General features: G+C 55.0%; 21 protein-coding genes. 6 read left to right on the forward strand and 15 right to left on the reverse strand.

Annotated features, from left to right (window positions below; all coding sequences use genetic code 11):
• Nucleotides 1–207: 207 nt before the first annotated feature.
• Nucleotides 208–480, forward strand: a complete 273-nt coding sequence (gene hupA, locus C9I98_RS23445; protein ID WP_036831349.1) for a nucleoid-associated protein HU-alpha — start codon at nt 208–210, stop codon at nt 478–480.
• A gap of 39 nt (nt 481–519) precedes the next feature.
• Nucleotides 520–1,218, forward strand: a complete 699-nt coding sequence (locus C9I98_RS23450) for a DUF1481 domain-containing protein (protein ID WP_036831351.1) — start codon at nt 520–522, stop codon at nt 1,216–1,218.
• A gap of 84 nt (nt 1,219–1,302) precedes the next feature.
• On the opposite strand, the gene purD is transcribed toward C9I98_RS23450, so the two are convergent.
• Nucleotides 1,303–2,592: a phosphoribosylamine--glycine ligase gene (gene purD / locus C9I98_RS23455; protein WP_036831353.1), complete on the reverse strand. Its 1,290-nt coding sequence runs from the start codon at nt 2,590–2,592 to the stop codon at nt 1,303–1,305.
• Between the two features lie 213 nt (nt 2,593–2,805).
• On the reverse strand, nt 2,806–4,398 hold the full coding sequence (purH, locus tag C9I98_RS23460) for a bifunctional phosphoribosylaminoimidazolecarboxamide formyltransferase/IMP cyclohydrolase (protein WP_036831355.1): 1,593 nt from the start codon (nt 4,396–4,398) through the stop codon (nt 2,806–2,808).
• 208 nt (nt 4,399–4,606) lie between these two features.
• On the opposite strand from purH, the gene zntR reads away from it, so the two are divergent.
• Complete coding sequence (zntR, locus tag C9I98_RS23465; RefSeq protein WP_036831363.1) at nt 4,607–5,083, forward strand: Zn(2+)-responsive transcriptional regulator; 477 nt, start codon at nt 4,607–4,609, stop codon at nt 5,081–5,083.
• Between the two features lie 103 nt (nt 5,084–5,186).
• Nucleotides 5,187–5,468: a pyrimidine/purine nucleoside phosphorylase gene (ppnP, locus tag C9I98_RS23470; protein ID WP_036831356.1), complete on the forward strand. Its 282-nt coding sequence runs from the start codon at nt 5,187–5,189 to the stop codon at nt 5,466–5,468.
• A 73-nt stretch (nt 5,469–5,541) separates the two neighbouring features.
• On the opposite strand, the gene C9I98_RS23475 is transcribed toward ppnP, so the two are convergent.
• The 12 genes from C9I98_RS23475 to C9I98_RS23530 all read right to left on the reverse strand — a co-directional run bounded on the left by C9I98_RS23475 (nt 5,542) and on the right by C9I98_RS23530 (nt 18,004).
• Nucleotides 5,542–6,054: a fasciclin domain-containing protein gene (locus tag C9I98_RS23475; protein WP_036831357.1), complete on the reverse strand. Its 513-nt coding sequence runs from the start codon at nt 6,052–6,054 to the stop codon at nt 5,542–5,544.
• A 218-nt stretch (nt 6,055–6,272) separates the two neighbouring features.
• Nucleotides 6,273–6,569: a DNA-binding transcriptional regulator Fis gene (fis, locus tag C9I98_RS23480; RefSeq protein ID WP_005372656.1), complete on the reverse strand. Its 297-nt coding sequence runs from the start codon at nt 6,567–6,569 to the stop codon at nt 6,273–6,275.
• Nucleotides 6,570–6,591: 22 nt separating this feature from the next.
• Nucleotides 6,592–7,557 carry a tRNA dihydrouridine synthase DusB gene (gene dusB, locus C9I98_RS23485; RefSeq protein WP_036831358.1) on the reverse strand — a complete coding sequence of 322 codons (966 nt, stop codon included), beginning with the start codon at nt 7,555–7,557 and terminating at the stop codon, nt 6,592–6,594.
• A gap of 165 nt (nt 7,558–7,722) precedes the next feature.
• Nucleotides 7,723–8,607: a 50S ribosomal protein L11 methyltransferase gene (gene prmA / locus C9I98_RS23490; RefSeq protein WP_107272538.1), complete on the reverse strand. Its 885-nt coding sequence runs from the start codon at nt 8,605–8,607 to the stop codon at nt 7,723–7,725.
• Between the two features lie 125 nt (nt 8,608–8,732).
• Nucleotides 8,733–10,190, reverse strand: coding sequence for a sodium/pantothenate symporter (gene panF / locus C9I98_RS23495; RefSeq protein WP_036829827.1), 1,458 nt, complete (start codon nt 10,188–10,190; stop codon nt 8,733–8,735).
• On the reverse strand, nt 10,183–10,464 hold the full coding sequence (locus tag C9I98_RS23500) for a YhdT family protein (RefSeq protein WP_107272539.1): 282 nt from the start codon (nt 10,462–10,464) through the stop codon (nt 10,183–10,185). The genes panF and C9I98_RS23500 overlap by 8 nt, the downstream gene beginning before the upstream one ends.
• Nucleotides 10,465–10,667: 203 nt before the next feature.
• Nucleotides 10,668–12,011: an acetyl-CoA carboxylase biotin carboxylase subunit gene (accC, locus tag C9I98_RS23505; RefSeq protein ID WP_107272540.1), complete on the reverse strand. Its 1,344-nt coding sequence runs from the start codon at nt 12,009–12,011 to the stop codon at nt 10,668–10,670.
• A gap of 11 nt (nt 12,012–12,022) precedes the next feature.
• Entirely contained in the window at nt 12,023–12,481 is a 459-nt protein-coding gene (accB, locus tag C9I98_RS23510; RefSeq protein WP_036831664.1) for an acetyl-CoA carboxylase biotin carboxyl carrier protein, read from the reverse strand.
• Between the two features lie 20 nt (nt 12,482–12,501).
• Nucleotides 12,502–12,957: a type II 3-dehydroquinate dehydratase gene (gene aroQ / locus C9I98_RS23515; RefSeq protein WP_036831662.1), complete on the reverse strand. Its 456-nt coding sequence runs from the start codon at nt 12,955–12,957 to the stop codon at nt 12,502–12,504.
• 360 nt (nt 12,958–13,317) lie between these two features.
• Nucleotides 13,318–15,267 carry an acetate--CoA ligase gene (gene acs, locus C9I98_RS23520; RefSeq protein ID WP_107272541.1) on the reverse strand — a complete coding sequence of 650 codons (1,950 nt, stop codon included), beginning with the start codon at nt 15,265–15,267 and terminating at the stop codon, nt 13,318–13,320.
• 251 nt (nt 15,268–15,518) lie between these two features.
• Nucleotides 15,519–16,148, reverse strand: coding sequence for a 3'-5' exonuclease (locus C9I98_RS23525; protein ID WP_036831658.1), 630 nt, complete (start codon nt 16,146–16,148; stop codon nt 15,519–15,521).
• Between the two features lie 47 nt (nt 16,149–16,195).
• Entirely contained in the window at nt 16,196–18,004 is a 1,809-nt protein-coding gene (locus C9I98_RS23530; RefSeq protein ID WP_173424728.1) for a DUF294 nucleotidyltransferase-like domain-containing protein, read from the reverse strand.
• A 196-nt stretch (nt 18,005–18,200) separates the two neighbouring features.
• On the opposite strand from C9I98_RS23530, the gene C9I98_RS23535 reads away from it, so the two are divergent.
• Nucleotides 18,201–19,367, forward strand: coding sequence for a 3-phenylpropionate MFS transporter (locus tag C9I98_RS23535; RefSeq protein ID WP_036831653.1), 1,167 nt, complete (start codon nt 18,201–18,203; stop codon nt 19,365–19,367).
• Between the two features lie 116 nt (nt 19,368–19,483).
• Nucleotides 19,484–22,957 (forward strand): hybrid sensor histidine kinase/response regulator, encoded by a 3,474-nt coding sequence (locus tag C9I98_RS23540; RefSeq protein WP_107272542.1) that lies wholly within the window; start codon nt 19,484–19,486, stop codon nt 22,955–22,957.
• Nucleotides 22,958–23,037: 80 nt separating this feature from the next.
• On the opposite strand, the gene flhA is transcribed toward C9I98_RS23540, so the two are convergent.
• A complete protein-coding gene (gene flhA, locus C9I98_RS23545; protein ID WP_107272543.1) occupies nt 23,038–25,140 on the reverse strand; it encodes a flagellar biosynthesis protein FlhA in 2,103 nt (700 codons plus the stop codon).
• Nucleotides 25,141–25,142 lie beyond the last annotated feature (2 nt).

The following is a 25,142-nucleotide window of genomic DNA, read 5'->3' on the forward strand; positions in this document are numbered from 1 at the left end:
CGGATAACGCTTATATTAATCGGGCTTCGAGCGAATAAATACAACTATTTCACTTACTAGATTAGTAACATTTTGTGAACTTGCGCTCAGTTTATGGTTAAAGAGCCCGCAGATAAGCACATGATAGCCGACAAACCTTTGCCACACGGGCTTCTTTTGAATTAGAGTTGATGCGTCTAAAGAAAAAAACCTTAGAAGGGAAACCTAATGAACAAGACCCAACTTATTGACCTGATCGCTGAAAAAGCAGATCTTTCTAAAGCTCAAGCGAAAGTTGCACTAGAGTCAACTCTAGACGGTATCACTGATGCGCTTAAGGAAGGTGATCAGGTTCAACTGATTGGCTTTGGTACTTTTAAAGTAAACCACCGCGCTGCGCGTACTGGCCGTAACCCACAAACTGGTCAGGAAATCCAGATTGCAGCTGCAAACGTTCCTGCATTCGTAGCGGGTAAAGCACTGAAAGACGCAGTGAAATAATCTATACTCCGCCAGGTACCTTATCTGGCGGAGTTTTTCATGAAGCGCTTATTGACCATTCTTACCATCACGCTATTAGCGGGATGTGCCTCCAACCCCACCGTTCCTGAAAACACCATTACGCCAATTTTGACCCATATCGGCGGTCAGAGCCTTGGTGACACCACATCACTCTATTGGTATACCTCACAGCAGAACCGCCCTGTAAAGCTCGCTGAGCGCGTTATGGCAGGGGATTATGGCTACTATTTGTCGGATTACCGCTGGCGAGAGGGAAAACTCAGAGAAATCAAGCGTGAGGGCAAGCAGCTTGATGAGCAAACATTAAAGCCGTTCACCCTCCATGTGCGCTACGATACCCGTGGCAGCGCCGTTTTCCAGCGCTACAACGTGGGCGATGAAGTGATCCCCTTGACCAATGTCGAGCTTGCCCAGCTGCGCGAGGAAGCGCAACGCGGGATCGATGCAGTCAGGGCCCAACGCCGGGATGACCAGTCGCTGATCCAAGGATACTGGCGTCAGGGTACCTTTTATCGCTGCGGGGATGATAAGCAACTGGAAGTGACATTCAGCCCGGCATTGCCCGATTACGCACTGCAGCAGTATAACGCTATGCAGCAGCAGGGCTACATGATGGTCACGGGCAAAGTGCGCCGCAATGCCCTGACTGCCAGCGAGCTGTTGATGCTAAACAACACCCAGCCAGCTTGCCTAGGGGCGCCGGTATTGCTCGACTAAGTGTCGGGAAGGTGATTAGCCAAAGAATGAAAAAACGCGCCTTATGGCGCGTTTTTGCTATCGGCTTGCTTCATCTTAGATGAGTTAGGCTTCTTGCTCGCGGGCAATGGCACGGTAGCCGATGTCGTTGCGGTGGAACATGCCGTTCCAGCTAACCTGCTTGGTCAGCGCGTAAGCACGTTGCTGGGCTTCGGAAACCGTGTTGCCCAGTGCCGTGGCACAAAGTACGCGGCCACCGTTGGTCACGATATCACCCGCTTCGTTGTTGGCCGTGCCGGCATGGAAGATTTTCTGTCCTTCAGCTTGCTCGGCCGGAAGGCTGATCACGTCACCCTTGCCATAGCTTGCCGGGTAGCCGCCTGCGGCCAGTACAACACCGATAGACGCGCGAGGGTCCCACTTCGATTCTGCCTGGTCCAATTTCTCGTCAATGGCCATTAGGCATAGTTCGACCAGATCAGACTCCATGCGCATCATAATTGGCTGGGTTTCCGGATCGCCGAAGCGGCAGTTGTACTCGATCACCTTAGGGGTGCCGTCTGCGGCAATCATCAGGCCGGCGTACAGGAAGCCTGTGTATGGGTGGCCTTCTGCATCCATGCCGCGAACGGTTGGGTAAATTACCTCTTCCAGAATGCGCTCGTGGATTTCAGGGGTGACAACAGGGGCTGGCGAGTAAGCGCCCATACCACCGGTGTTAGGGCCAGTGTCCTTGTCGCCGACACGCTTGTGGTCTTGGCTGGTGGCCATTGGCAATACGCTTGCACCGTCAACCATGACGATGAAGCTGGCTTCCTCGCCTTCCAGAAACTCTTCGATAACCACGCGGCTACCCGCTTCGCCGAAGGCATTGCCAGCCAGCATGTCCTTGATCGCGTCTTCTGCCTCTTCCAGGGTCATGGCGACGATAACGCCCTTGCCCGCGGCTAGGCCATCAGCCTTAACCACGATAGGTGCACCCTGCTCGCGCACATAAGCGAGGGCTGGCTCGATTTCGGTGAAGTTGGCGTAGGCGCCGGTTGGGATTTTGTGGCGGGCAAGGAAGTCCTTGGTGAAGGCCTTTGAGCCTTCCAGCTGTGCCGCCGCTTGAGTTGGGCCGAAGATTGGCAAGCCAGCTTCGCGGAACGCATCAACCACACCGATCACCAAAGGTGCCTCAGGGCCAACGATAGTGAGCTCAATGGCTTTTTCCTTGGCAAAGGCAACCAAGGCTTCGATGTCCTCAACACCGATAGCCACATTCTCAAGCTTGGGTTCAAGGGCGGTACCGGCATTACCCGGTGCAACGTAAACGGTGTCAACGTTAGGGTTTTGTGCGGCTTTCCAGCCCAGTGCGTGCTCGCGGCCGCCAGCACCAATAATCAATACATTCATCTTTAATCCCTTACTGCTGCGCCATTTTCCAGAACTCGGTGTCATGCATGCTCATTTATCACTATATGAGCGCCTATAAAATAGGGTGTGCTTTCCTTGACCTCTGAAAAATGGCTGTGCATTAAAATCATGAAAGCCTTTAGTCATATCGCGTGATGAGTAAAGGCTAAACCTAAATATGATAAAGCCTAGGTAAACCCTAGGCTTGTGTGATTAGTGGCGGAAGTGGCGCATGCCGGTAAAGATCATCGCCATGCCGTGCTCGTCGGCCGCATCAATCACTTCTTGGTCACGCATCGAGCCACCCGGCTGGATAACACACTTGATACCTGCTTCAGCGGCGGCGTCGATACCGTCGCGGAACGGGAAGAAGGCATCCGATGCCATCACGCTACCTGCCACTTCTAGGTTCTCGTCAGCGGCCTTGATACCGGCAATCTTCGCTGAGTAAACGCGGCTCATCTGGCCCGCGCCCACGCCGATAGTCATATTGCCCTTGGCGTAAACAATCGCGTTAGACTTCACGTACTTCGCCACTTTCCAGCAGAACAGGGCGTCACGCAGCTCTTCTTCGCTTGGCTGGCGCTTGGATACGACTTTCAAATCGTCCTGCGAAACCATACCTTGGTCGCGGTCTTGGACAAGCAGGCCGCCGTTAACGCGCTTAACGTCGTAGCCCGTTGTTTTGCTTGACCACTCACCACACTCCAGCAGGCGAACGTTTTTCTTCGCTGCCACCACGTCAACCGCGTCTGCCGATACACTTGGCGCGATGATCACTTCAACGAACTGGCGGTCAACGATTGCTTGCGCAGTCGTGGCGTCTAGCTCTTGATTGAAGGCGATGATACCGCCGAATGCCGATGTTGGGTCGGTTTTGTAAGCACGGTCGTAGGCTTCAAGAATGTTGTCACCCAACGCCACGCCGCATGGGTTGGCGTGCTTGACGATAACACAGGCTGGCTGGTCGAATTCTTTTACACACTCAAGTGCAGCATCGGTATCGGCGATGTTGTTGTATGACAGTGCCTTGCCTTGGATTTGGCGGGCGGTTGCAACAGAAGCTTCTTCCGGGTTGCTTTCAACATAGAAAGCCGCGGCTTGGTGGCTGTTCTCACCGTAGCGCATGTCTTGCTTCTTCTCGAACTGCTGGTTGAAGGTGCGTGGGAACTTCGACTCCTCGTCGCCTTCTTTGTTGTCGCCGTAGGATGGCACCATGGTACCGAAGTAGTTGGCGATCATGCCGTCGTAGGCCGCAGTGTGCTCGAAGGCAGCGATAGCAAGATCAAAGCGGGTCGCGTGGGTCAGCGAGCCCTCGTTGGCAGCCAGCTCGGTCAGTACGCGATCGTAGTCGTGGGCGTTAACGATGATAGTGACATCTTTATGGTTTTTCGCCGCCGAGCGAACCATTGTCGGGCCGCCGATATCAATGTTCTCAACCGCATCTTCCAGTGTGCAATCAGGGTTGGCAACCGTGGCCGCAAACGGGTACAGGTTCACCACAACCATGTCGATAGGGGCAATACCGTGCTCGCTCATCACGTCGTCGTCAGTGCCGCGACGGCCTAGTACGCCACCGTGGATTTTCGGGTGAAGGGTTTTAACACGTCCGTCCATCATCTCAGGGAAGCCAGTGTGGTCCGAGACTTCAGTAACCTTGATACCTTGCTCAGCAAGCAGGCGGGCAGTGCCACCCGTTGATAGGATGTCGACACCGCGGTCGGCAAGAGCTTGTGCGAATTCAACAATACCAGTTTTGTCTGACACGCTAATTAGCGCGCGGCGGATAGGGCGAGCGTTTTCCATTGCAACCATCTCTTTTATACACGGGGGAATATTTGCCAAAAGCCAGCATCTAAATGGGCTAGATTTTGGTAAATACCCTCGGCTAGAATCGAAGAAGCAGAGTTTGCCGTTGGTGGCGTTTCGTGATCTACGCGGCATATTTTACATGAATTTTATCGTTGCGCAAACGTTTGCTTTTGGTTTGCGCCGAAAGGAAAAAAAGGTCGATATGTATTTGATAGGGCAGCTGGCGAAACAGTGCGAGGTCAGCAGCGATACGCTGAGGTTCTATGAAAAGAATGGTTTGTTGGTGCCGGCCGGGCGCAGCGATAGCGGTTACCGCTTATACAGCGAGGATGACTTGTCGCGTATCAAGTTTATCTTGCGCGCCAAGGCCATCGGCCTGAGCTTGGATGAGATCCGCGAGCTGCTGGATATCCGCCTTGAGGCCAGCCAGCACAGCTGTGCCGAGGTAAAGGCTATCACCCAAGCCAAGCTGGATGAGGTTGACAAGAAAATGGCAGAGCTGCAACGCATCCGCACAGCACTGAAGAAAATCAACGATGCCTGCTGCGGCCATAGCGACGACGATGCCAGCCATTGCTCTATTCTCGAGGCGCTGGGGGATGAGCATGAAGAGCAGGATACCGCCCAAGAGGGGCAGTGCTGCGCCAACCGCGCATCGTGCTCGGGGCGGGAGGGCTGACCGTGGGCATAGGGAATGTCACAGAGTCTGGATAATTCTATAGGGAATAAAGGCATAACTGTGGTAGCGTCAAACTATCACGTTGAAATTGATAAGGATGATCATGTTAAAAGTGAATGAATACTTTGATGGGCAAGTGAAGTCCATCGGCTTTGAAACTTCCGGCGAGCGCACCAGTGTGGGTGTCATGGCACCGGGTGAGTATACCTTTGGTACTGCCGCGCCTGAGCGTATGACGGTGGTTAAAGGGGCGTTGACGGTTAAACTGCCGGGCCATATCGACTGGGAAACCTACGGTGCCGGTGACGATTTCGAAGTGCCGGGCGATTCGTCGTTCGAAGTGAAGGTTGAGGCGCCGACAGCCTACCTTTGCGACTACTTATAGCGTTGAGCAACAAGGAAAAAGCTTCGCATCGCGAAGCTTTTTTGTTTTTGCGCCGTTGTCGAATATGTCGAGGCTACTCGGCGGGGATCAAAACGGTGTCAATGATATGGATAATGCCGTTGCTGGCCTCCACATCCGGGATCAAGACCTTGGCGCCGTTGATGGTGAGGTCGCCATCGGTATTTTCAACGGTCAGCGTTCCACCCTGTATGGTTTCAGGCAGTTTGAGCTTGGCGACTTCCTCTGCGCTCAGCGCGCCTGGCAGCACATGGTAGGTTAATACCGCCTGAAGCTTGTCTTTATTCTCAGGGTCGAGCAATTGAGCCAGTGCCCCTTCCGGCAGCTTCTCGAAAGCTTCATCCAATGGCGCGAGAACCGTAAACGGTCCTTTACCCTCCAATGTTTCCACCAAGTCTGCTGCCTTGATCGCCATGACCAGGGTCTGGAAGTCACTGTTGTTGGCGGCAACCTGAACCAGGTTCTTTTCCGCCTGCGCTGCCTTGTCCTCGTGATGGGCGGCAAAGCTGGTGGCCGATAGCAATAGGGTGGCAATAGCGATTGTGAAGCAACGGATAATACTGTTCATTGAAATGACCTTCTATTTGGGATCCACAAAGCGATGGTACGTTCCGAAACACAGTATGGTTCAGTGTGTCAGCCAAGGGCTTGGTCAATACTGAGAATAGCGGCTTATACAGCGATGGCAGGTTTGTTAGGCAGAAGGTGGGCAGGGCGTTGACGGTAGCCTGATACAAAAAAGGCCTGACATCCGCCAGGCCTTGGAAACTAGGGATAAACTATCAATTAGTTCATGCCGTATTTTTTCAGCTTCTTACGAAGAGTACCGCGGTTGATACCCATCATGGTTGCAGCGCGAGTTTGGTTACCGCGAGTGTACTGCATGATAGTGTCCAGTAGTGGCTGCTCAACCTCAGCAAGCACTAGCTCGTACAGATCATCGACTTCCTGACCGTTTAGCTGAGCCAGGTAGTTTTTTAGCGACGCTTTAACAGAGTCACGTAGTGGCTTCTGTGTGATTTGGTCTTGTGAAGTTACAGTTGTCACTGTTAATGCTTCGGAAGTCAGATTTTGTTCGAACATATTCTGTAAGCTCTTCTAGTATTTATGCAACGTTTTCGAAGTAGCCTTGCAGCGCATCGAGTTGCTGTTGGGCATCTTCGATAGCGTTGAAGGTTCGGCGGAAATCACCAGCGGGTGCATGTTCTTTCAAGTACCAAGACACATGTTTGCGCGCAATGCGCAGGCCTAGGTACTCACCGTAGAAACGGTGTAATTCCTGAACGTGACCCAGCATAATGCCCCCAACTTCATCCATAGACGGAGCTGGTAGGTGTTCGCCAGTTGTTAAGTAATGGTGGATCTCTTGGAAAATCCACGGACGACCTTGCGCAGGACGTCCAATCATCAAAGCATCGGCACCGGTGTAATCCAGTACAAAGCGAGCCTTTTCCGGTGAGTCGATATCACCGTTCGCTATCACAGGAATCGAGATCGCCTCTTTCGCTGCTTTGATGTAATCGTATTCTGCCTCGCCCTTGTACATACAAGCCTTGGTTCTGCCGTGCAGGGCCAGTGCCTGGATGCCACATTGTTCGGCAAGTTTGGCAATATCGACGCAGTTTCGGTTTTCCAAATCCCAGCCGGTACGTGTTTTCAACGTGACCGGTACATCAACAGCATCCACCACGGTGCGAAGGATTTCTTCGATCAGTGCCGGGTACTGCAGCAGGGCGGAGCCTGCCAGGCGCTTGTTGACCTTCTTAGCAGGGCAACCCATGTTGATATCGATGATTTGCGCACCGTTCTCAACACTGAATTGCGCCGCTTCGGCCATCAGCTTGGGATCTGCGCCGGCGATTTGCACCGAGCGGATCCCTGACTCGCCTTCGTGAACCATGCGGTTCTGGGACTTGGCGGTTTTCCACAGGTCTGGATTCGACGACATCATCTCGCTAACAGCCATGCCAGCACCGTAGCGCAAGCAAAGTTCGCGAAATGGCCGATCGGTCACACCTGCCATGGGCGCGACTATCAGCTGGTTTTTAAGTTGATATGGACCGATCTTCAAACGTCTATTCCTGACTATGCCAGTAAGGGCGCGCATTTTACGCATTTTTTCCCTTCGTGAAAAGGCCAATAATTGAGCATTTAGTTTTTGAATTACAAAACTGTACTTTTTTCAATCAATTGACTAATTCGTAAACAGAAATTTTTTGCGCTTTGCCTGCCGTAATTAGGCTTTTTGGCCTGCAATACGGCACCAGTCTTCACGGACTGCAACCGGGTCAAGCGTTAGCTCGTCGCTGTAGTAAGTCGACACGTCTTCGGCTTGGGTTTCCAGTACGCCGGAAATCGCCAGTTGGCCACCGTCTTTCACCAGTCCTTTGATCACTGGCGATAGCTCGCGCAGCGGGCCGGCTAGGATGTTGGCAACCACAACATCGGCCTGGATGCCTTCTGGCTGATCTTGGGGCAGGAATAGTTCCAGTTGGTCGGCCACGCCATTGCGCTCGGCATTATCGCGGGAAGCGATGATCGCCTGAGGGTCGATATCGATACCGATCACCTTCGCCGCACCTAGCTTGATGGCAGCAATGGCCAGAATGCCCGAGCCACAGCCAAAGTCGATAACGGTTTTGCCGCTTAGGTCTTGGCCGTCTAGCCACTCAAGGCATAGCGAGGTGGTTGGGTGGGTACCCGTACCAAAAGCAAGGCCCGGATCCAACATCACGTTTACCGCGTCAGGTTCCGGTACTTCGCGCCAGCTTGGACAAATCCATAGGCGACGGCCGAAGCGCATTGGGTGGAAGTTTTCCATCCATTCGCGTTCCCAGTCCTTGTCTTCTAGCTGCTCAACTTTGTGGGCAAAGTCGTCAGCGATCAGCGGGCTGTTCTTTAGCATCTCCAATACAACATTCATATCGGTTTCTGCGTCGTACAGGCCAACAACGTCGGTATCACCCCAGAGGCGGGTTTCACCCGGCAGCGGCTCAAATACTGGCGTATCTTGGGCATCCAGGAAAGTCACTGATAGGGCACCAGTCTCTTCCATTAGCATGTCGCCGATAGCTTCAGCATTCTCAGCAGTTGCGTTCAGTTTAATTTGAATCCAAGGCATGGTTTATTCGCTTTTTGGTTGGCTACGGTTCAAGGGGGCGGAGTCTAGCATGATTTTTAGCCAGTATAAAAAAAGATAGCACCCTAAGGTGCTATCTTCCGGCAAAGTGGCATGACAGAGGCGGGTTAGACCTGCTGCGGGCTAGGCAACCTGACTGGCTTGGCGAGGCTACCGAGAATGAATGCCACCAGGCTGATAGCCAATGTTGGCACAATGGCGTGGATACCGCCCAGATCTGGCTTGGCCACCGATAGGCCGATGTAGCACGCCAGGCCTACTACCATCGAGGCAAAGGCGCCGGCCGCCGAGGCCTTCTTCCAGTAAAGCCCCAACACCAAAGGCCACAGGAACACGGCTTGCATACCACCGAAGGCAAGCAGGTTGAGCCAAATGATCATATCCGGCGGGTTGGTGGCGGCAACAAACACCAGTGCCGAGAAAATGCCGGTGACCCAAAGTGATAGCTTCGACAGTTTGCTGTCTGCATTCGGCCCCTGGGCTGCCTTCGGGTTGATGTAGTTGAGGTACAAATCTTTCAGCAGCGTGGCCGAGGCTTGGATCAGTTGCGAGTCGATGGTCGACATAATGGCGGCCATCGGCCCGGCGAGGAACACCCCGGCAACCACTGGCGGCAGTACCGTCATCATCAGCGTCGGCATGATTTGGTCGGGGCTGGCAATATCCGGCACGATAGCGCGGCCAAAAGCGCCTGCTAGGTGCATTCCCAACATGAGGAAGGCCACCATAGCGGTACTGATCACCATGCCGCGGTGGAGCGATTTGGTGGATTTATAGGACATGCAGCGCACCGCGGCATGGGGAAGGCCAATGACCCCGAAGCAGACCAAGACCCAAAAGCTGAGCATGAACGGCTGGCTGAGGAAATTATCCGGTCCAAACGGGGTGACCAAGGCCGGGTCTATCTGGTGTAGGCCGCTAACCAACTCGCCAACACTGCCGCCGGCGTGAACGATCCCGACCAGCAGGGCGATCGTACCGATGATCATCATGATCCCCTGTACGGTGTCGGTCATGACCACGGCGCGGAAGCCACCAATGGTGGTGTAGACGCCAACGGTGATGGCAAACATCATCAGGCCGTGGGAATAGGACAAGCCGGTGACGGTTTGGAGCAAGCGGGCCCCGCCGACAAACTGCACCACCATGGTACCGAAGAAGGCCAGCAGCAGCGCCAGGGAGGCGAAGACGACCACCGCCCGGTTCTTGTAGCGGGAATACAGGATGTCGTTGAGGGTCAGGGCGTTGTGGCGCCTTGCCTCAATGGCAAACTTCTTGCCCAGCACCCCGAGGGTCAGCCAGGCCGCGGGTAGTTGGATCATGGCCAGCAGCACCCAGCCCAATCCCATTTTATAGGCCGCACCCGGCCCGCCGATAAACGAACTGGCGCTGGCATAGGTGGCCGCGAGTGTCATGGCGAGGACAAAGCCGCCCATGCTGCGGTTGCCAACCAGGTATTCGCTCAGAAAGCCGTTGCCGCTGTTGCGGTGGCGGCGGGTATACATGGCCAAGGCAAACACGGCGGCCAGATAGAGTACGAGCGGGATAAGCAGTTGGCTATTCATGGCCGTCCTCCTTTTCGACATCGAGTGGCATGTCTTGGTAGACGTATTTCACCATTAGGCCGCAGAGAATTGTGAAGAGAACAGGGCCGATAATGCAAGCGAGCAGAAACCACAGTGGAAATCCCCAGTAGAGCTCGGGCAGGGCTTCTTCAACCCCGTTAGGGGCAAAGGCGTAAGCAGAAAAGTACCACCAAGCAAAATAGGCCAGGGCCAGGCCTATCGCCCATTTGGCCTCTTTATGGGCCTGGCGGTAGCGTGCAGACAGCGTTTTCATGGTGTTGGATCCAGTGAATTGAGCGGTAATTGCGATCAACCTATTGATTTCGCATACAACGCTTAATCTTCATACAAATAAAAGGAGGGTATTGTGGCAAAACTTGGCTGGGAGTGCCAGAAAGCAGGCGATTTGGGTTGGCAGATAACAAAATAGGCTACCGAAGTAGCCTATTGGATGTATGGGGTCAGCGCAGCAATAGCTTACTGCAGGCCAAGTTTCTTCTCGAGGTAGTGGATGTTCGCACCACCGTGCTGGAAGTTCTCGTCTGCCATGATCTCTTGCTGAAGCGGTACGTTGGTCTTGATGCCGTCAATGATCATCTCGCCCAGCGCGTTCTTCATGCGGGCAATGGCAACGTCGCGGTTTTCACCGAAAGTGATCAGCTTGCCGATCATTGAATCGTAGTACGGCGGAACCGAGTAGCCGGTGTAGATGTGAGATTCCCAACGTACGCCCATGCCGCCCGGTGCATGGAAGCGTTCGATCTTGCCCGGGCAAGGTAGGAAACGCTCTGGATCTTCCGCATTGATACGGCACTCAACAGCGTGGCCGCTGATCTTGATGTCGTCTTGGGTGTAAGACAACGGCTGGCCAGCTGCGATGCGAAGCTGCTCTTTGATCAGGTCGACGCCGGTCACCATCTCGGTTACTGGGTGCTCAACCTGAATACGGGTGTTCATTTCAATGAAGTAGAACTCGCCGTTTTCGTATAGGAACTCGAAAGTACCTGCGCCGCGGTAGCCGATTTCTAGACATGCGCGGGTACAACGCTCACCGATGTACTTACGCATTTCTGCAGTGATACCCGGAGCCGGTGCTTCTTCAACGACTTTCTGGTGACGACGCTGCATCGAACAGTCACGCTCACCTAGGTGGATGGCGCCGCCTTGGCCGTCAGCCAAGACCTGTACTTCGATGTGGCGTGGGTTTTCCAGGAATTTCTCCATGTAAACCATGTCGTTGTTGAAGGCCGCCAGTGCTTCGGCACGGGTCATCGCGATCGCTTCGATAAGCTCAGACTCGCTGCGAACAACACGCATACCACGGCCACCACCGCCGCCAGAGGCTTTGATGATCACTGGGTAGCCAATACGCTTAGCGAAGGCTTTGTTTTTCGTTTCGTCGTCATCAAGCGGGCCGTCGGAGCCTGGTACACACGGTACGCCAGCTTTTTTCATCGCGGTGATCGCAGCAACTTTGTCGCCCATGATACGGATGGTTTCTGCTTTCGGGCCTACGAAGATGAAGCCTGAACGCTCGACCTGCTCGGCAAAGTCGGCATTCTCAGACAGGAAGCCGTAGCCAGGGTGGATAGCAACTGCGCCTGTGATTTCCGCCGCACTGATGATGCGAGGGATGTTCAGGTAACTTTCGGTGCCTTTCGCAGGACCGATACAGATAGCTTCGTCAGCAAGCAGTACGTGCTTCAGATCGCGGTCGGCGGTAGAGTGAACCGCGACAGTTTTGATACCTAGCTCTTTACACGCACGTAAGATACGCAGTGCAATTTCGCCACGGTTAGCGATTACTAATTTATCTAACATAAGGGCCTCGATTACTCGATGATAACTAGAGGCTGGTCGAACTCGACTGCGTCACCGTCTTCAGCAAGGATAGCCACAACGGTACCAGCCTTGTCTGCTTCGATTTGGTTCATCATCTTCATAGCTTCAACGATACATAGGGTATCGCCAACGTTGACCGCTTGGCCTACTTCTACGAATGGCTTCGCGTCAGGGCTTGGTGCACGGTAGAAGCTACCCACCATTGGAGAAAGAACTTGATGGCCTGCTGGAGCTGCTGGCGCGGCAGGTGCCGCTGCTGGTGCTTCTGCCGCCGCAGGAGCTGGCGCTGCAACCGGTGCTGGCGCCGCAACAACTTGCGTTGCTACCGGTGCAATAGGTGCTGTCGCACGGCTGATGCGTACCGACTCTTCGCCTTCAGAGATTTCAAGCTCGGCGATACCAGATTCTTCAACTAGCTCAATCAGTTTTTTGATTTTACGAATATCCATTTATCTTTCTCTTATAATGTTTAGTTAGCGTCTGCTTGCAGGCGGTTGACCGCGGCTTGCAGGGCGAATTCATAACCATCAGGGCCCAAGCCACAAATCACCCCTACTGCTTTATCTGACAGGTAAGAATGATGGCGGAATGGCTCCCGAGCATGGACGTTAGATAGATGCACTTCAATAAACGGGATGCTGACCCCTAGCAGGGCATCGCGGAGCGCTACGCTGGTGTGCGTAAATGCGGCCGGATTGATGATGATGAAATCTACTTTGCCATGGGCTTGGTGGATTGCATCGATCAGCACATGTTCTGCGTTTGATTGGATGTGGTCTAATTCCACGCCAAGTTCAGTTGCTTTGGCAGTTAAATGCGTCACGATTTGAGCCAGTGATTGCTGGCCGTAGTGTCCCGGCTCACGTAAACCTAGTAGGTTCAGGTTAGGGCCGTTGATGAGTAATATGCGTTGAACGGTCGACATCTTGACGTTATATCACTTGTTTTTGAGGTTTTACTCTAACAACATGCAGAAACTTGCAAAGTTGCTTCCGTGTGGTCCGTTTTTATCTGCCAAAACATGCTTGATGAGCAATTATAGAGAATTCACCGCAAATCGCAGCAAAATACTGGTCTAATCACCAATTTTTATCGATACACTTGTACGCTGTTCGGCAAGGTAGAGAAAGCTAGATAGCGACGTAAAGTCTTGTTCTCTGTGGTGTGAAATCCATCATGCTTGACTAACGGACGTTAGACAATAGCTAATTATTACCGTTTTGTAACTTTTAGCGGTGGATCAAAAAAGCCGCCTGACGGCGGCTTTTGGCTATTTTAATGTGACTTACAGCACCTTTTGCTTCTCGGCAATCAGCTTGTCTACCACGCTTGGGTCGGCGAGGGTCGAGGTATCGCCCAGTGTCGCGGTGTCGCCGGTGGCAATCTTACGCAGGATACGGCGCATGATTTTACCCGAGCGGGTCTTAGGCAGTGCATCGGTCCAGTGCAGGAAGTCCGGTGTGGCGATTGGGCCGATCTCTTTGCGTACCCACTCTTTCACTTCCTTGTGCAGCTCGGCACTTGGGATCTCGCCTGCATTTAGCGTGATGTAGGCGTAAATCGCTTGGCCCTTGATATCGTGCGGCACACCGACGATAGCGGCCTCGGCAATCTTGTCGAAGGCAACCAGTGCCGATTCGATTTCTGCCGTTCCCATACGGTGGCCGGAAATATTGAGCACGTCATCAACACGGCCGGTGATCCAGAAGTAGCCATCTTCGTCGCGACGGGCACCGTCGCCGGTGAAGTACATGCCCTGGAAGGTCGAGAAGTAGGTTTGCTCGAAGCGGTCGTGATCGCCCCACAGCGTGCGCATCTGTCCTGGCCATGAGTCGATCATCACCAAGTTGCCCTCGGTGGCACCGTCTAGGATGTTGCCCATGTTATCCACCAAGGCTGGCTGGACGCCGAAGAACGGACGGGTTGCCGAGCCAGGCTTCAATGCCGTCGCGCCCGGTAGCGGAGTGATCAGGATGCCGCCTGTTTCGGTCTGCCACCAGGTATCAACGATTGGGCAACGGCTGTCACCGATGGTGCGGTGGTACCACTCCCATGCTTCCGGGTTGATTGGCTCGCCGACCGAGCCCATCACGCGCAGTGAAGAGCGGCTGGTGCCGGCAATGGCTTCATCGCCCTTGGCCATCAGGGCGCGGATAGCGGTTGGTGCGGTGTAAAGGATATTCACCTGGTGCTTGTCGACGACTTCGCTCATGCGGCTGGTGCTTGGGTAGTTTGGCACGCCTTCAAATAGCAAGGTGGTTGCGCCGTTCGCCAATGGGCCGTACACCAGGTAGCTGTGGCCGGTGATCCAACCCACATCGGCGGTACACCAGTAAACATCGCCTTCTTGGTAGTCGAAGACGTACTTGAAGGTCATGGTCGCGTAAACCAGGTAGCCGCCCGTGGTGTGGAGCACGCCTTTTGGCTTGCCGGTTGAACCCGAGGTGTAAAGGATAAACAGCGGGTCTTCCGCGTTCATCGCTTCTGGCTCGCAGTTGCTTGAGGCGACTGCCGTGGCATCGTGCCACCATACGTCGCGCTCGCTGTCCCACTCAACGTTGCCGCCGGTACGCTTCAGTACCACGACTTTCTCGATGCTGGTGACTTCCGGGTTGGCAAGGGCATCGTCAACATTTTTCTTCAGTGGTACGGCGCGGCCGCCACGCACGCCCTCATCGGCGGTAACGACGACTTTGGCATTGGAGTCGATAATACGGCCGGCCAATGCTTCAGGTGAGAAACCACCGAATACGATGGTGTGAACGGCACCGATACGGGTACAAGCTAGCATCGCCACTGCGGCCTCGGCCACCATTGGCATGTACAGGCAGACTACGTCGCCTTTGCGAACGCCTTGGCTCTTCAGGGCGTTGGCAAACTTACACACTTGCTCATGGAGTTCGTTGTAGGTCAGGGTGGCATCGTCGTTTGGATCGTCGCCTTCCCAGATGATGGCCGGCTGGTCGCCGCGGGTGGCAAGATGGCGGTCAAGGCAGTTGGCTGAGACATTCAGCTGGCCATCTTCGAACCACTTGATGTTGACGTGGCCAGTATCGAAAGAGGTGTTTTTCACTTTGGAAAACGGGGTGATCCAGTCGACAATTTGGCCGTGCTCGCGCCAGAACCCTTCTGGGTTGATGACGGACTGCTGGTACATCTCGCGGTATTGCTCGTCAGTAACGTGGGCCTTAGCTGCAATGTCCTGATTTACTGGATACACGTGAACTTCACTCATCCTATTCTCCTTGTGTTCCGCTGTTGTCCCTATTTGGACCGGATTATTCTGTATGCAGGTATTTTTTGCTTGCGTGGTACTAACTTCCAACAGTTTGCCTTCAGTCTCAATTAGACTTTAGGATGATAGGGCGAAAAAATAGCCAAGTGTTTGTTGTTGCAGTGAGTTTTCAAGGGAAAACTTGCGCTGGACCTAAGGTTGCCCCGCAATAACCAGCCTGTTGCCAGCCATGCGGTAATGGATCGGGGCAATTAGTAGGTGGGTACCGAGGGGCTTGGCATGTCGCCATGCTTGAGGCGAACGTAGATCATCGCCGCGGTGATGGTGTCTTGCAGGGCATCATGGCGCGGCGGAACCGGCAGGTCGAGGTGGCGGCTTATTGCCTCGAGGCTAAGGTCGAAATAGGCGTTGGGCAACTGGCGCTCAAGCTGCTCGTGGTAGAGGTGGCTAACCTCCACCATTTTGTTGGGCAGGCTAAAGCCGTAGTGGCGGCGGAAATAGCGATCGAGGATCGTTTTGTCATAGCGGATGTGGTAGCCAACCAATGGCCGGTTGCCGATAAAATCGAGTAGCTTGTCGAGCGCTTGCACTTCGTCCAGCCCCTGGTTGAGATCTTGGTGGCGTAACCGGTGTACGGTGACCGATCCCGCATCCAGGCTGGAGGGCGCGCGCAAGGTCAGGTGGATGGATTGGCTGGTCAGGATCCGGTTGGCCTTGATGCGCGTAGCCGCAATGGTCACCAACTCGGCGCTATGGGGATCCAGGCTGGTGGTTTCGCAGTCGAGCGACACCAGCTCCTCGCCCTGGTAACGGTCGAACAGTTCGCGGTATGGGCTGTGCCTTAGCTTGTGTTGGTACCACCAACGATGTAAGAAATTCATAACAACTAATCCTTCAATTTGGATGGCGAGCGGGCCAGCTCGTCCGGTCAATCCCTGATTTGGTAGTGGTATCCCAGCCACTCTTTAAACTTTTTGACGACATGCAGGCTGTGGCGGAGCAGGTCGCGGTCGGTACGGTTGAGCCGTCCGACGTCGAGGTGTTGTTGCAAGCCGCCGGCCGGGTGGTCGAGCTGTTGGCGCAAGCGTAATTTGATGAATAGCTTCAAGGCCTCGCTCAGGTTGGAGGCGGTGCTGGACTCTAGCACCTTGTGCTCGACCAATTGCGCCAGCCGCTCGAAGGTGTTGTTGGGCTCTATGCCGTGCTCGAGCGCCAAGGCACGGGTGCCGTGGACAATCGGGAAAATCCCCCCCTGCTTGATATCCAGCCCATCCTTGTTCGCCTTGAGCTTGCCGAATAAGGTCAACGGGACGCTAAAGCGCAATACGGGGCGGGTGAAGGTGGTAAGCAACAGCTCCTGCGAAGCCATTTGCTGGTGCAGCCGTTGCTTGATAGGGGATAGCAGTGCCTTGTTACCGGCAATGGCATGGCTGTCGGCCAAAATGGCCAAATCCATCATGTCGTTATCATTGCCGCGGCCGGTGATGCCATCGACAGTTTGTAACCACTCACTTTGGCTCTTGACCCATTTCGGGTTGTTGACCATGACATTGCCCGGGCAAAGCGGGTAGCCCAGTTGATGCAGGGTTTCGATGAGGGTTGCCATCGTGGCGGCCAGTGCTGGCCATTCGACGCCGTCTTCGAGGATCAGGGCATTGTCCTGATCGCTCTTGAGAATTTGCTCGCCGCGCCCCTCGGAGCCCATCACCACCAAGCAGCAGTGGTTCTGCATCACTTGCGGTACGGTAAGCTGGAAGGCCTTTTCGATGATTTGCTCGTTAACCGTGGCGATAAGCTCCATCACAAAGCGGGTGTGGATACCGTTGTTAAAGAGCGTCTCGACCAAGCGGGCCTGGCTGCCGGCGGCAAGGGCGAGCTCTTCTATCGAGTTGGCGCGGGCAATACGCAGCGTTAGCACATGCGAGTGGGTGGAGAACAGGCTCAAGACCTGGGTCAGGTCGAGCATGCCGACAATCTCGCCGTCATCCAATACCGAGACCCGCTTTACCTTGCTGCGGGTCATCGCGAGCATGGCGTTGAACAGGTAATCCCCTTTATCGACGCTGATCACCGGGGCCGTAGCCACATCGCCAATAGGGACCGATTTGGGCAAATCATCAAAGATCAGGGCGTGAAGCAAGTTGGTGCGGGTGACAATACCGTAGGGCTGGCCGTCGCCGGCTTCAACCAGGGCGGCATCCATCCCCATTTTTTTGAGTTGCCTGGTGGCTTCATCCAGCGTGGTTTGTCGCGCTAATACCAAGCAAGGCTGGATGCTGTCGTCGTCAACCTTGGTCAGGATAAACTCGGCAAGGTTTTGCTGGCGCTGGGCCTCTTCGAGCAATTGCTGGCGGCGGGCCAGGTTGCTATCAAAGTAGGCCGCGAACTGGCCGTTGCCTTGGTACAGCGAGAGAAAGACATCCTTGGGTAACAAATAGCACAGGGTATCTTCCAGCGCGGTGTAGTTATGGCGGCATTGGTGTTCCAGTTGGGCGCGTACATCAAACATGTCGTCCGCGGTGTAATGGGCGAACACCTCCCCGCCATCGGGGGCACTTTCTTCGACACTGCCCTTGATGATGATATGCAGCTGCTCGCTTGGTTGGTTGGCTTCAAGCAAGGTTTCGCCCTGGCGAAAATAGGCAACGTCCAGTGCGTTTATCAAGGTGTGCTGCTGCTCTGGTGTCAGGCGGTCAAAGGGCGGCAGTGTAATATCGAAAGTCTCGGACATGATGATCTCCCGCGGCAGTTTAAGGGACTCCCATCGCTACAGTGTCTGCTGGTTAGTGCCAAAGCTCCAGACGACTTTAGTCTATGTCGGCGATCCCAGAAGATAAAAAGGGGAACTGCGCTCCCAGCATTATTTCGTTGGGGGAATAGGTGGATATAGGCATAATAGGCGCCACTCTCATTTCTCTACAGTAGGACAAGGCATGGTTCGCAGCAGCCCCTACGGATGGACATCGCAATATCTGTTCGGTTTTTTCTTTAATTACGGTGTATACCTGCCGTTTTGGGCACTTTGGTTTGCCCACTTGGATGTCAGCGCCTCCAATATCGGTTTGTTGCTTGGGTTGGGGCTGGGGGTTCGCTGTATCGCGAACTTGGTGATCACACCACGTATTCACAAGGTGGAGCACCTGATCCCGGCCTTGCGTTGGTTCGGGGTGGCTGCCCTTATCAGCTGTATTGCCTATATCTATTGCGGTGGCAGCTTGTGGGCATTGGCAGTGATGACGGTGGTGTACAACGCCATGGTGGGGCCAATCGTGCCACTGTCCGATGCTTTGGCAAACTATTACTCCAAGGGCGATCACTTAGACTATGGTCGTACCCGACTGTGGGGGTCGATTGCCTTTATTGCCGGTTCAACTGTCGTCGGCTTATTGGCAGCCAAATATAGCCCGGCGGTGATCCCGTGGGTTGCCGCCGCGGGCTTGGTGGCTATGCTGTTGTTTTCGATGCGTACCCCAACGGTTTTGCCTGCCTCTGAGCCTAATAGTCATAACCAGCCGCGCCCTGCGTTGATGGCAATGCTGCGCAACCCGGAAGTGATCCGCTTCCTGACCATTATTGCCTTGCTGCAAGGTAGCCATGCTGCCTATTACAGCTTCAGTGCGATTTACTGGAAGGAAGTTGGTTACAGCGAGGATGTGATTGGCTACCTGTGGAGCTTCAGTGTGGTGGCCGAAGTGGCGATTTTTGCCTTGAGCAAGCGCTTGTTCGCGGGTTGGAGTGTCGCTGGTATGTTCCGCCTGGCCGCGGTTGGCGTGTTGATCCGTTGGGGGATCACGGCCAGCATGACGGAGCTGCCAATGTTGGTGGCCTCTCAGGCGCTGCATGGTATTACTTTCGCAGGGGCGCACCTGGCAACCATCCGCTATATCCAGCAGGCGCAGAGCAACCAGATGGTGGCACTGCAGGCGCTGTATAATGCCTTGCCGATGGGCGCATTCATGGCGCTGGTCACGGCATTGAGCGGCTGGTTGTATGGCCTTTGGGGCGCCAATATCTTCTGGTTGATGGCTTTGATGGGCGTGCCGGCCCTGTTGATGAAAATCGATGTCACGCCACGCCGAAGCATTGTTAGGCATAACTAATTGAAAAACTGGCTGCGACCGCTTGCGGTGGCAGCCAGAACTGTGATCCCGCGGATTGGTGAGCGCCAGTAGTTTCGTTACACTGCTGCATACAAAGCATTAATCAGGGATTAACAATGGCACAAGGATGGATAGTGGTGCCGGTTTCGCTGGTCTACCTCGGCTTGCTGTTTCTTATCGCATGGTATGGCGACAAGAAACCGAAGTGGATGGCGGGTTGGCGGCCGTGGATATATAGCCTTTCAATTGCAGTGTACTGCACCTCTTGGACCTTTTATGGCACCGTCGGACAGGCGAGCCGGGATATTTGGTCTTTTCTACCTATCTATGTTGCCCCGATCATTGTCTTCACCCTCGGTTGGCGCATTCTTGCCAGACTTATTCTGATCGCCAAGCGCGAGCATATTACCTCTATTGCCGACTTTATTGCCGCACGTTACGGTAAATCCCAAGGCTTGGCGGTCATGGTCACCCTGATCGCGGTGGCGGGGATCTTGCCCTATATCGCGCTACAGCTTCGCGGTATTACGATGGGGTTGGAGCAACTTGCCCCCGATCTTGGTCGCAGTGGCGCAAGCGATGGCGAGGCGGTTGACATTGCCTGGTTGGTCACGCTGGCACTGGCCGCGTTTACCGTGTTGTTCGGTACCCGCCATATCGATACCACCGAGCACCATCGCGGCATGATGATGGCGGTGGCGTTCGAGTCCCTGGTTAAACTGGCGGCGTTCCTGGTGGTGGGGGTGTTTGCGGTGAGCTTGCTGGTGGAGGTGCCCAGCCTTGGTGCTGTCAGCAAAGAGCTGATGCAACCTGCCGTGCCTAACACCGGCAGCTTATTAATCCATACCTTGCTGACTATGGCGGCGATCATTTGTTTGCCACGCCAGTTCCATACCATCGTGGTGGAAAATAGCCGGGCGCAGGATCTGCATAAGGCCCGCTGGGTCTTCCCGCTGTATTTGGTGTTGATGGGAATTTTCGTGGTGCCGTTGGCACTGGCGGGCCAGGCGCTATTGCCCCAGGTGGCAGCCGATACCTATGTGATTAACCTGCCCCTGTTGCAAGGTGCCGATAGCATCGCGTTGCTCGCCTTTGTCGGCGGTACCTCTGCCGCTAGCGGCATGGTGATTGTGTCCACTATCGCATTGGCAATCATGGTTTCCAATGATTTGGTGCTGCCTTTGTTGTTGCGCCGCCTGCGGGTGTCGGGGCGTAACTTCAGTGCTTTTTCGGGGATCTTGCTCAATATTCGCCGTGGCTTGATATTACTGCTGTTGCTTGCGGCGTGGGGCTTTTACCAAGTGTTGGGTAATATCCCTTCGCTGTCGGCCATCGGCCTGTTGTCGTTTGCGGCCATCGCCCAATTTGCGCCAGCGTTGCTGGGCGGGATTTACTGGCGGACCGGTAACCGCAAGGGGGTCTATGCCGGGTTGCTGGGTGGGGTGAGTATTTGGGGCATCACCATGATGGGGCAGACCAACATGCTGGCCGGCACGGCAGACACCAACTTCTTGTTGTGGTTGTTGGCGCCGCCGTCATGGCCGGTGCTCAAGGAGCTGACCTCGGTTGACTGGGGCATGCTGCTGAGCTTGGTGATCAACGTATCCTTGTATGTGGCCGTCTCTGTGATGACCCGGTCAACCCTGACCGAACGCTTGCAAGCGGCTTCGTTTGTCGGGGCCCCGTTGCCGGAAACCGAGGACGCAAGCCTCTACCAAACCCGGGTTACCGTGGCCGAGCTCGAAATGCTAGCCGCCCGCTTTGTGGGCCGCAAGCGGGTTCGTAACGCCTTTAGCCAATATGCTGAGCAGCAGTATCAAATTCTCGACCCTCAGCAACAGGCGCCTGCCAGCCTGATCCGCCATACCGAGCGGGTACTGGCCGGGGTGTTTGGGGCTTCGTCTGCTAGGTTGGTACTTACTTCGGCGTTGCAGGGCAGAAATATGCAGCTTGAAGAGGTGGCGACGATTGTTGATGAGGCCTCCGAGTTGTTTGATTTCAGCCGAGGCTTGTTGCAAGGGGCCATCGAGCACATTAGCCAGGGCATTGCCGTGGTGGACAAGCAACTCCGGCTGGTGGCGTGGAACCAGCGGTATCTCGAACTCTTCACCTTCCCGCAAGGGTTGATCCAGGTTGGGCGGCCGATTGCCGATGTGATCCGGCATAATGCCGAGCTGGGGTTATGCGGGCCGGGCGATCCCGAGTTTCACGTGGCCAAAAGGGTCGAGCACTTGCAGCGCGGCACCGCCCACACTTCCTCGCGGATCAGGCCGGACGGCCAGGTGATTGAAGTGCAGGGCAACCCGATGCCCGGCGGCGGGTTTGTGATGAGCTTTACCGACATTACAGAATTCCGCAATGCCGAGCAGGCGCTCAAGGAAGCCAACGAAAATTTGGAAGAGCGGGTGAAGCTGCGCACCAGCGAGCTGGAGCAGCTCAACCGCCAACTGGTGAGCGCGACCCAGCAAGCGGAGCAGCAAGCGCATTCAAAAGGGCGCTTCTTGGCTGCGGTAAGCCATGATTTAATGCAGCCGCTCAACGCGGCAAGGCTGTTTTCCTCGTCGCTTTCAGAGGTCGCCCAAGATCAGGAAAGTGCCAAGCTGGCCCGCCATATCGAAAGTGCCCTTGGGGCGGCGGAAGATTTGATTGGTGATTTGCTCGATGTGTCGCGGTTGGAGGCCGGCAAGCTGCAAGTGAACGTGCATGCCTTTAAGGTTAGCGAGGTGCTCGGGACATTGAGTGCCGAATTTGGTGCCTTGGCCCGCCAGCAGGGGATCACCTTCGAGGTGGTCAATAGCGATGCGGTCATTGTCTCTGATCCGAAATTGCTGCGCCGGGCATTGCAAAACTTCCTCACCAATGCGTTTCGCTATAACCCCCACGGCAAGGTGGTACTGGGTACCCGCCGCCGTGGTGGCCAACTACACATTGAAGTGTGGGATAACGGGCCGGGGATCCCCGAATCGAAGCAGGCCCATATTTTCGATGAATTTACCCGTATCGAACGGAGCGGGCTCGATCATGGCCTGGGGCTTGGCCTGGCGATAGCCAAAGGCATCAGCCGGGTGCTTGAACATGACTTGAAACTGCGCTCATGGCCGGATCAGGGGACGGTATTTGGCTTGGCGGTTCAGCGGGGTGTGCTAATCAAGCCGGCAGCTGCCGCGAAGGGGGCAGAGGGCAAAGCGGCCGCGCCGCTGGCGGGGTTGAAAGTGCTGTGCGTGGATAACGAACAAGACATTTTGTTGGGCATGGAAACCCTGCTTTCCCGCTGGGGCTGTGAAATCCGCCTGGCGGAGTCTGTTGCCTGTGCCATGAAGCAGCTCGATGATGGCTGGAAGCCGGACTTTGTGCTGAGCGACTACCATTTGGCCAATGAGCAAACCGGCTTGCAGGTGTTGCAGCAGTGTAGCTTGCGGCTGGGCAAAACCTTCAGGGGGGCGGTGATCAGTGCCGACCGTACCGACGAAACCCGCCAGATGATCACCGGGCATGGTTTTGCGTTCATCAGTAAGCCGGTCAAACCGTTGAAGCTGAGGGCGCTGTTAAACCAGCATAATCAGAGTAAGGCCCCGGAAAGCAAGGTGTAGGCAACCTTGGTTGTGAACCTGAATACACCAACGGGCTGCCGAAGCAGCCCGTTGGTCGTTGGGGTTCAAGTGTGGCTGAACTAGCCGAGGTGGCCGACCACGGAAACACTGCGGTCGTCCGGGATCTCGTTGAAAGACAAGACATTCAGGCCTCGGGCGCACACCCGGGCATAACGGGACAGCAGCGGCCTTAGTTGCGGCATCACGAGCAAGACAGCCGGATGGCCATTTAGGCGCAGGTTATCCAAGGCTTCCGGCAAGCTGCGCTGCAGCTTTTCAATCACGCCCGGCTCAAGGGTGAAGCCGTCCAGTTGGACGTGCCCGCCAGCCTGGGCTTGGTTCAGGGCACCGATCAGAATGTTTTCCAGCTCCGGCGAAAGGGTGATCGCCGGCACATCCGGACGGGTACCAATCAGGCCGTTGAGGATCACCCGGCGCAGGACGCAGCGAATGTCGGCAGCCAGCAGGATTGGGTCTTTGGATAACTCGGCAGACTCAACCAGCGAGTTGGCGATGGTGACAATATCGGTTAGCGGGACGCCGTCGATAGTCAGTTGCCTAAATACCCGAAGCAGCTGTTGGTTGCTGAGCTTCTGCTGCAAGTCGTCGGCGAGTTTGCTGTTGAGCGTTGCCAAGCGCTCAAGCAGTCCGTTGACTTCTTCTGGGCTGAGAATATCTTCGATATAGTCGTTAATCACCTTGCTGACATGGGTGGAAATGATGGTTGAGTGATCCACCACGGTATAGCCCAAGTTCACTGCTTTGTCTTTGTCGGCAGCCGATATCCACACTGCTTCCATGCCGTAGGCCGGGTCCTTGGTCAGGATACCGTCGACATTGCCGAATACCTGTCCCGGGTTGATGGCCAGTAGCTTATCGATTTCGACTTCGGCGCTCACCACCTGCGCGCCCCTCACCGAAATTTGGTACTGGTTGGCTTCCAGCGCCAAGTCGTCGCGAATATGGATTTGCGGGATGACAAAACCGCGTTGCTCGGTCAGGGTTTTGCGAATACCCAAGAGGCGGGTGAGCAATTCAGCTCCTTGGCGCCGGTCAATCAAGCTGACCAGCCGATAGCCGACGCTGAGGTTCATCGCGTGGACCATTGGAATGTCGCCGGTGATCAGCTCTTTGCTTTCCGGCTGGGTGTTTTCCTCGACAATTTCCTCGGCGCGCACCAAGTCTTCGTTGCTGACTTCGGGCTCGCCCAATTTTGTCATCCGCCAACCGGCATAGCCCATTACCAAGCTGAAGCTGAGGAAGGCCAAATGCGGCATACCAGGGATCAGGCCAAGGATCAGCATGATACCAGCGACAACGAACAAGACCGTAGGTGAAGCCAACACTTGCTTGGTGATTTGATCCGACAGGTTGTTGCTGTCGGCCACGCGGGTAACAATGATGGCCGCCGAGGTCGCCAAGAGTAGCGACGGGATCTGGGCAACCAAGCCGTCACCGATGGTGAGCAGGGCAAAGGTCTGGAAGGCGTCGGCGAAGCTCAGCCCGTGCTGGAATACACCGATACTGATACCACCGACAATGTTGATAAACAGGATCAGCATACCGGCAATGGCATCACCGCGGACGAACTTGGAAGCACCGTCCATCGAGCCGTAGAAGTCGGCTTCCTTGGCGACTTCCTCGCGGCGGTGCTTGGCACCGTTGTGGTCGATAATGCCCGCATTGAGGTCGGCATCGATCGCCATCTGCTTGCCCGGCATGGCATCCAGCGTAAAGCGGGCGCTGACTTCGGAAATGCGCTCGCCACCCTTGGTCACCACCACGAAGTTGATGATCATCAGGATGACGAAGATAACCATACCCACGACATAGTTACCGCCAATCACCACATCACCGAAGGCTTGGATCACCTTACCGGCGGCATCGCCGCCTTGGTGGCCTTCCAGCAGCACCACTCGGGTTGAGGCCACGTTCAGTGCCAGTCGGAGCAAGGTCGCGACCAGCAAGATGCTCGGGAAGACGGAAAAGTCCAACGGCCGTTGGCTGTATACGCTGACCAACATCACCAGCAGGGCCAGTACGATGTTGAAGGTGAACAGCATATCCAGCAACAAAGGCGGGATCGGCAAAATAACCATGGCCAAGATGGTCATGAGCAGCAGTGGGATGCCTAACTGCCCCTTGGCGAGGAGCTGCATCGTTGAAGCAAGTTTTTGTTTCATGG

It is taken from the genome of Photobacterium sanctipauli (assembly GCF_003026495.1).
GTDB classification, from domain to species: Bacteria; Pseudomonadota; Gammaproteobacteria; order Enterobacterales; family Vibrionaceae; genus Photobacterium; species Photobacterium sanctipauli.

Bases quoted from the DNA above. Each gene is read 5' to 3' on its own strand.
- accB (WP_036831664.1), bottom strand. From the start codon at position 12,481: ATGGATATTCGTAAAATCAAAAAACTGATTGAGCTAGTTGAAGAATCT.
- ppnP (WP_036831356.1), top strand. From the start codon at position 5,187: ATGTTAAAAGTGAATGAATACTTTGATGGGCAAGTGAAGTCCATCGGC.
- accC (WP_107272540.1), bottom strand. From the start codon at position 12,011: ATGTTAGATAAATTAGTAATCGCTAACCGTGGCGAAATTGCACTGCGT.
- purH (WP_036831355.1), bottom strand. From the start codon at position 4,398: ATGGAAAACGCTCGCCCTATCCGCCGCGCGCTAATTAGCGTGTCAGAC.
- panF (WP_036829827.1), bottom strand. From the start codon at position 10,190: ATGAATAGCCAACTGCTTATCCCGCTCGTACTCTATCTGGCCGCCGTG.
- C9I98_RS23525 (WP_036831658.1), bottom strand. From the start codon at position 16,148: ATGAATTTCTTACATCGTTGGTGGTACCAACACAAGCTAAGGCACAGC.
- C9I98_RS23535 (WP_036831653.1), top strand. From the start codon at position 18,201: ATGGTTCGCAGCAGCCCCTACGGATGGACATCGCAATATCTGTTCGGT.
- fis (WP_005372656.1), bottom strand. From the start codon at position 6,569: ATGTTCGAACAAAATCTGACTTCCGAAGCATTAACAGTGACAACTGTA.
- zntR (WP_036831363.1), top strand. From the start codon at position 4,607: ATGTATTTGATAGGGCAGCTGGCGAAACAGTGCGAGGTCAGCAGCGAT.
- C9I98_RS23540 (WP_107272542.1), top strand. From the start codon at position 19,484: ATGGCACAAGGATGGATAGTGGTGCCGGTTTCGCTGGTCTACCTCGGC.
- aroQ (WP_036831662.1), bottom strand. From the start codon at position 12,957: ATGTCGACCGTTCAACGCATATTACTCATCAACGGCCCTAACCTGAAC.
- flhA (WP_107272543.1), bottom strand. From the start codon at position 25,140: ATGAAACAAAAACTTGCTTCAACGATGCAGCTCCTCGCCAAGGGGCAG.
- acs (WP_107272541.1), bottom strand. From the start codon at position 15,267: ATGAGTGAAGTTCACGTGTATCCAGTAAATCAGGACATTGCAGCTAAG.
- hupA (WP_036831349.1), top strand. From the start codon at position 208: ATGAACAAGACCCAACTTATTGACCTGATCGCTGAAAAAGCAGATCTT.
- prmA (WP_107272538.1), bottom strand. From the start codon at position 8,607: ATGCCTTGGATTCAAATTAAACTGAACGCAACTGCTGAGAATGCTGAA.
- C9I98_RS23475 (WP_036831357.1), bottom strand. From the start codon at position 6,054: ATGAACAGTATTATCCGTTGCTTCACAATCGCTATTGCCACCCTATTG.
- C9I98_RS23450 (WP_036831351.1), top strand. From the start codon at position 520: ATGAAGCGCTTATTGACCATTCTTACCATCACGCTATTAGCGGGATGT.
- purD (WP_036831353.1), bottom strand. From the start codon at position 2,592: ATGAATGTATTGATTATTGGTGCTGGCGGCCGCGAGCACGCACTGGGC.
- C9I98_RS23500 (WP_107272539.1), bottom strand. From the start codon at position 10,464: ATGAAAACGCTGTCTGCACGCTACCGCCAGGCCCATAAAGAGGCCAAA.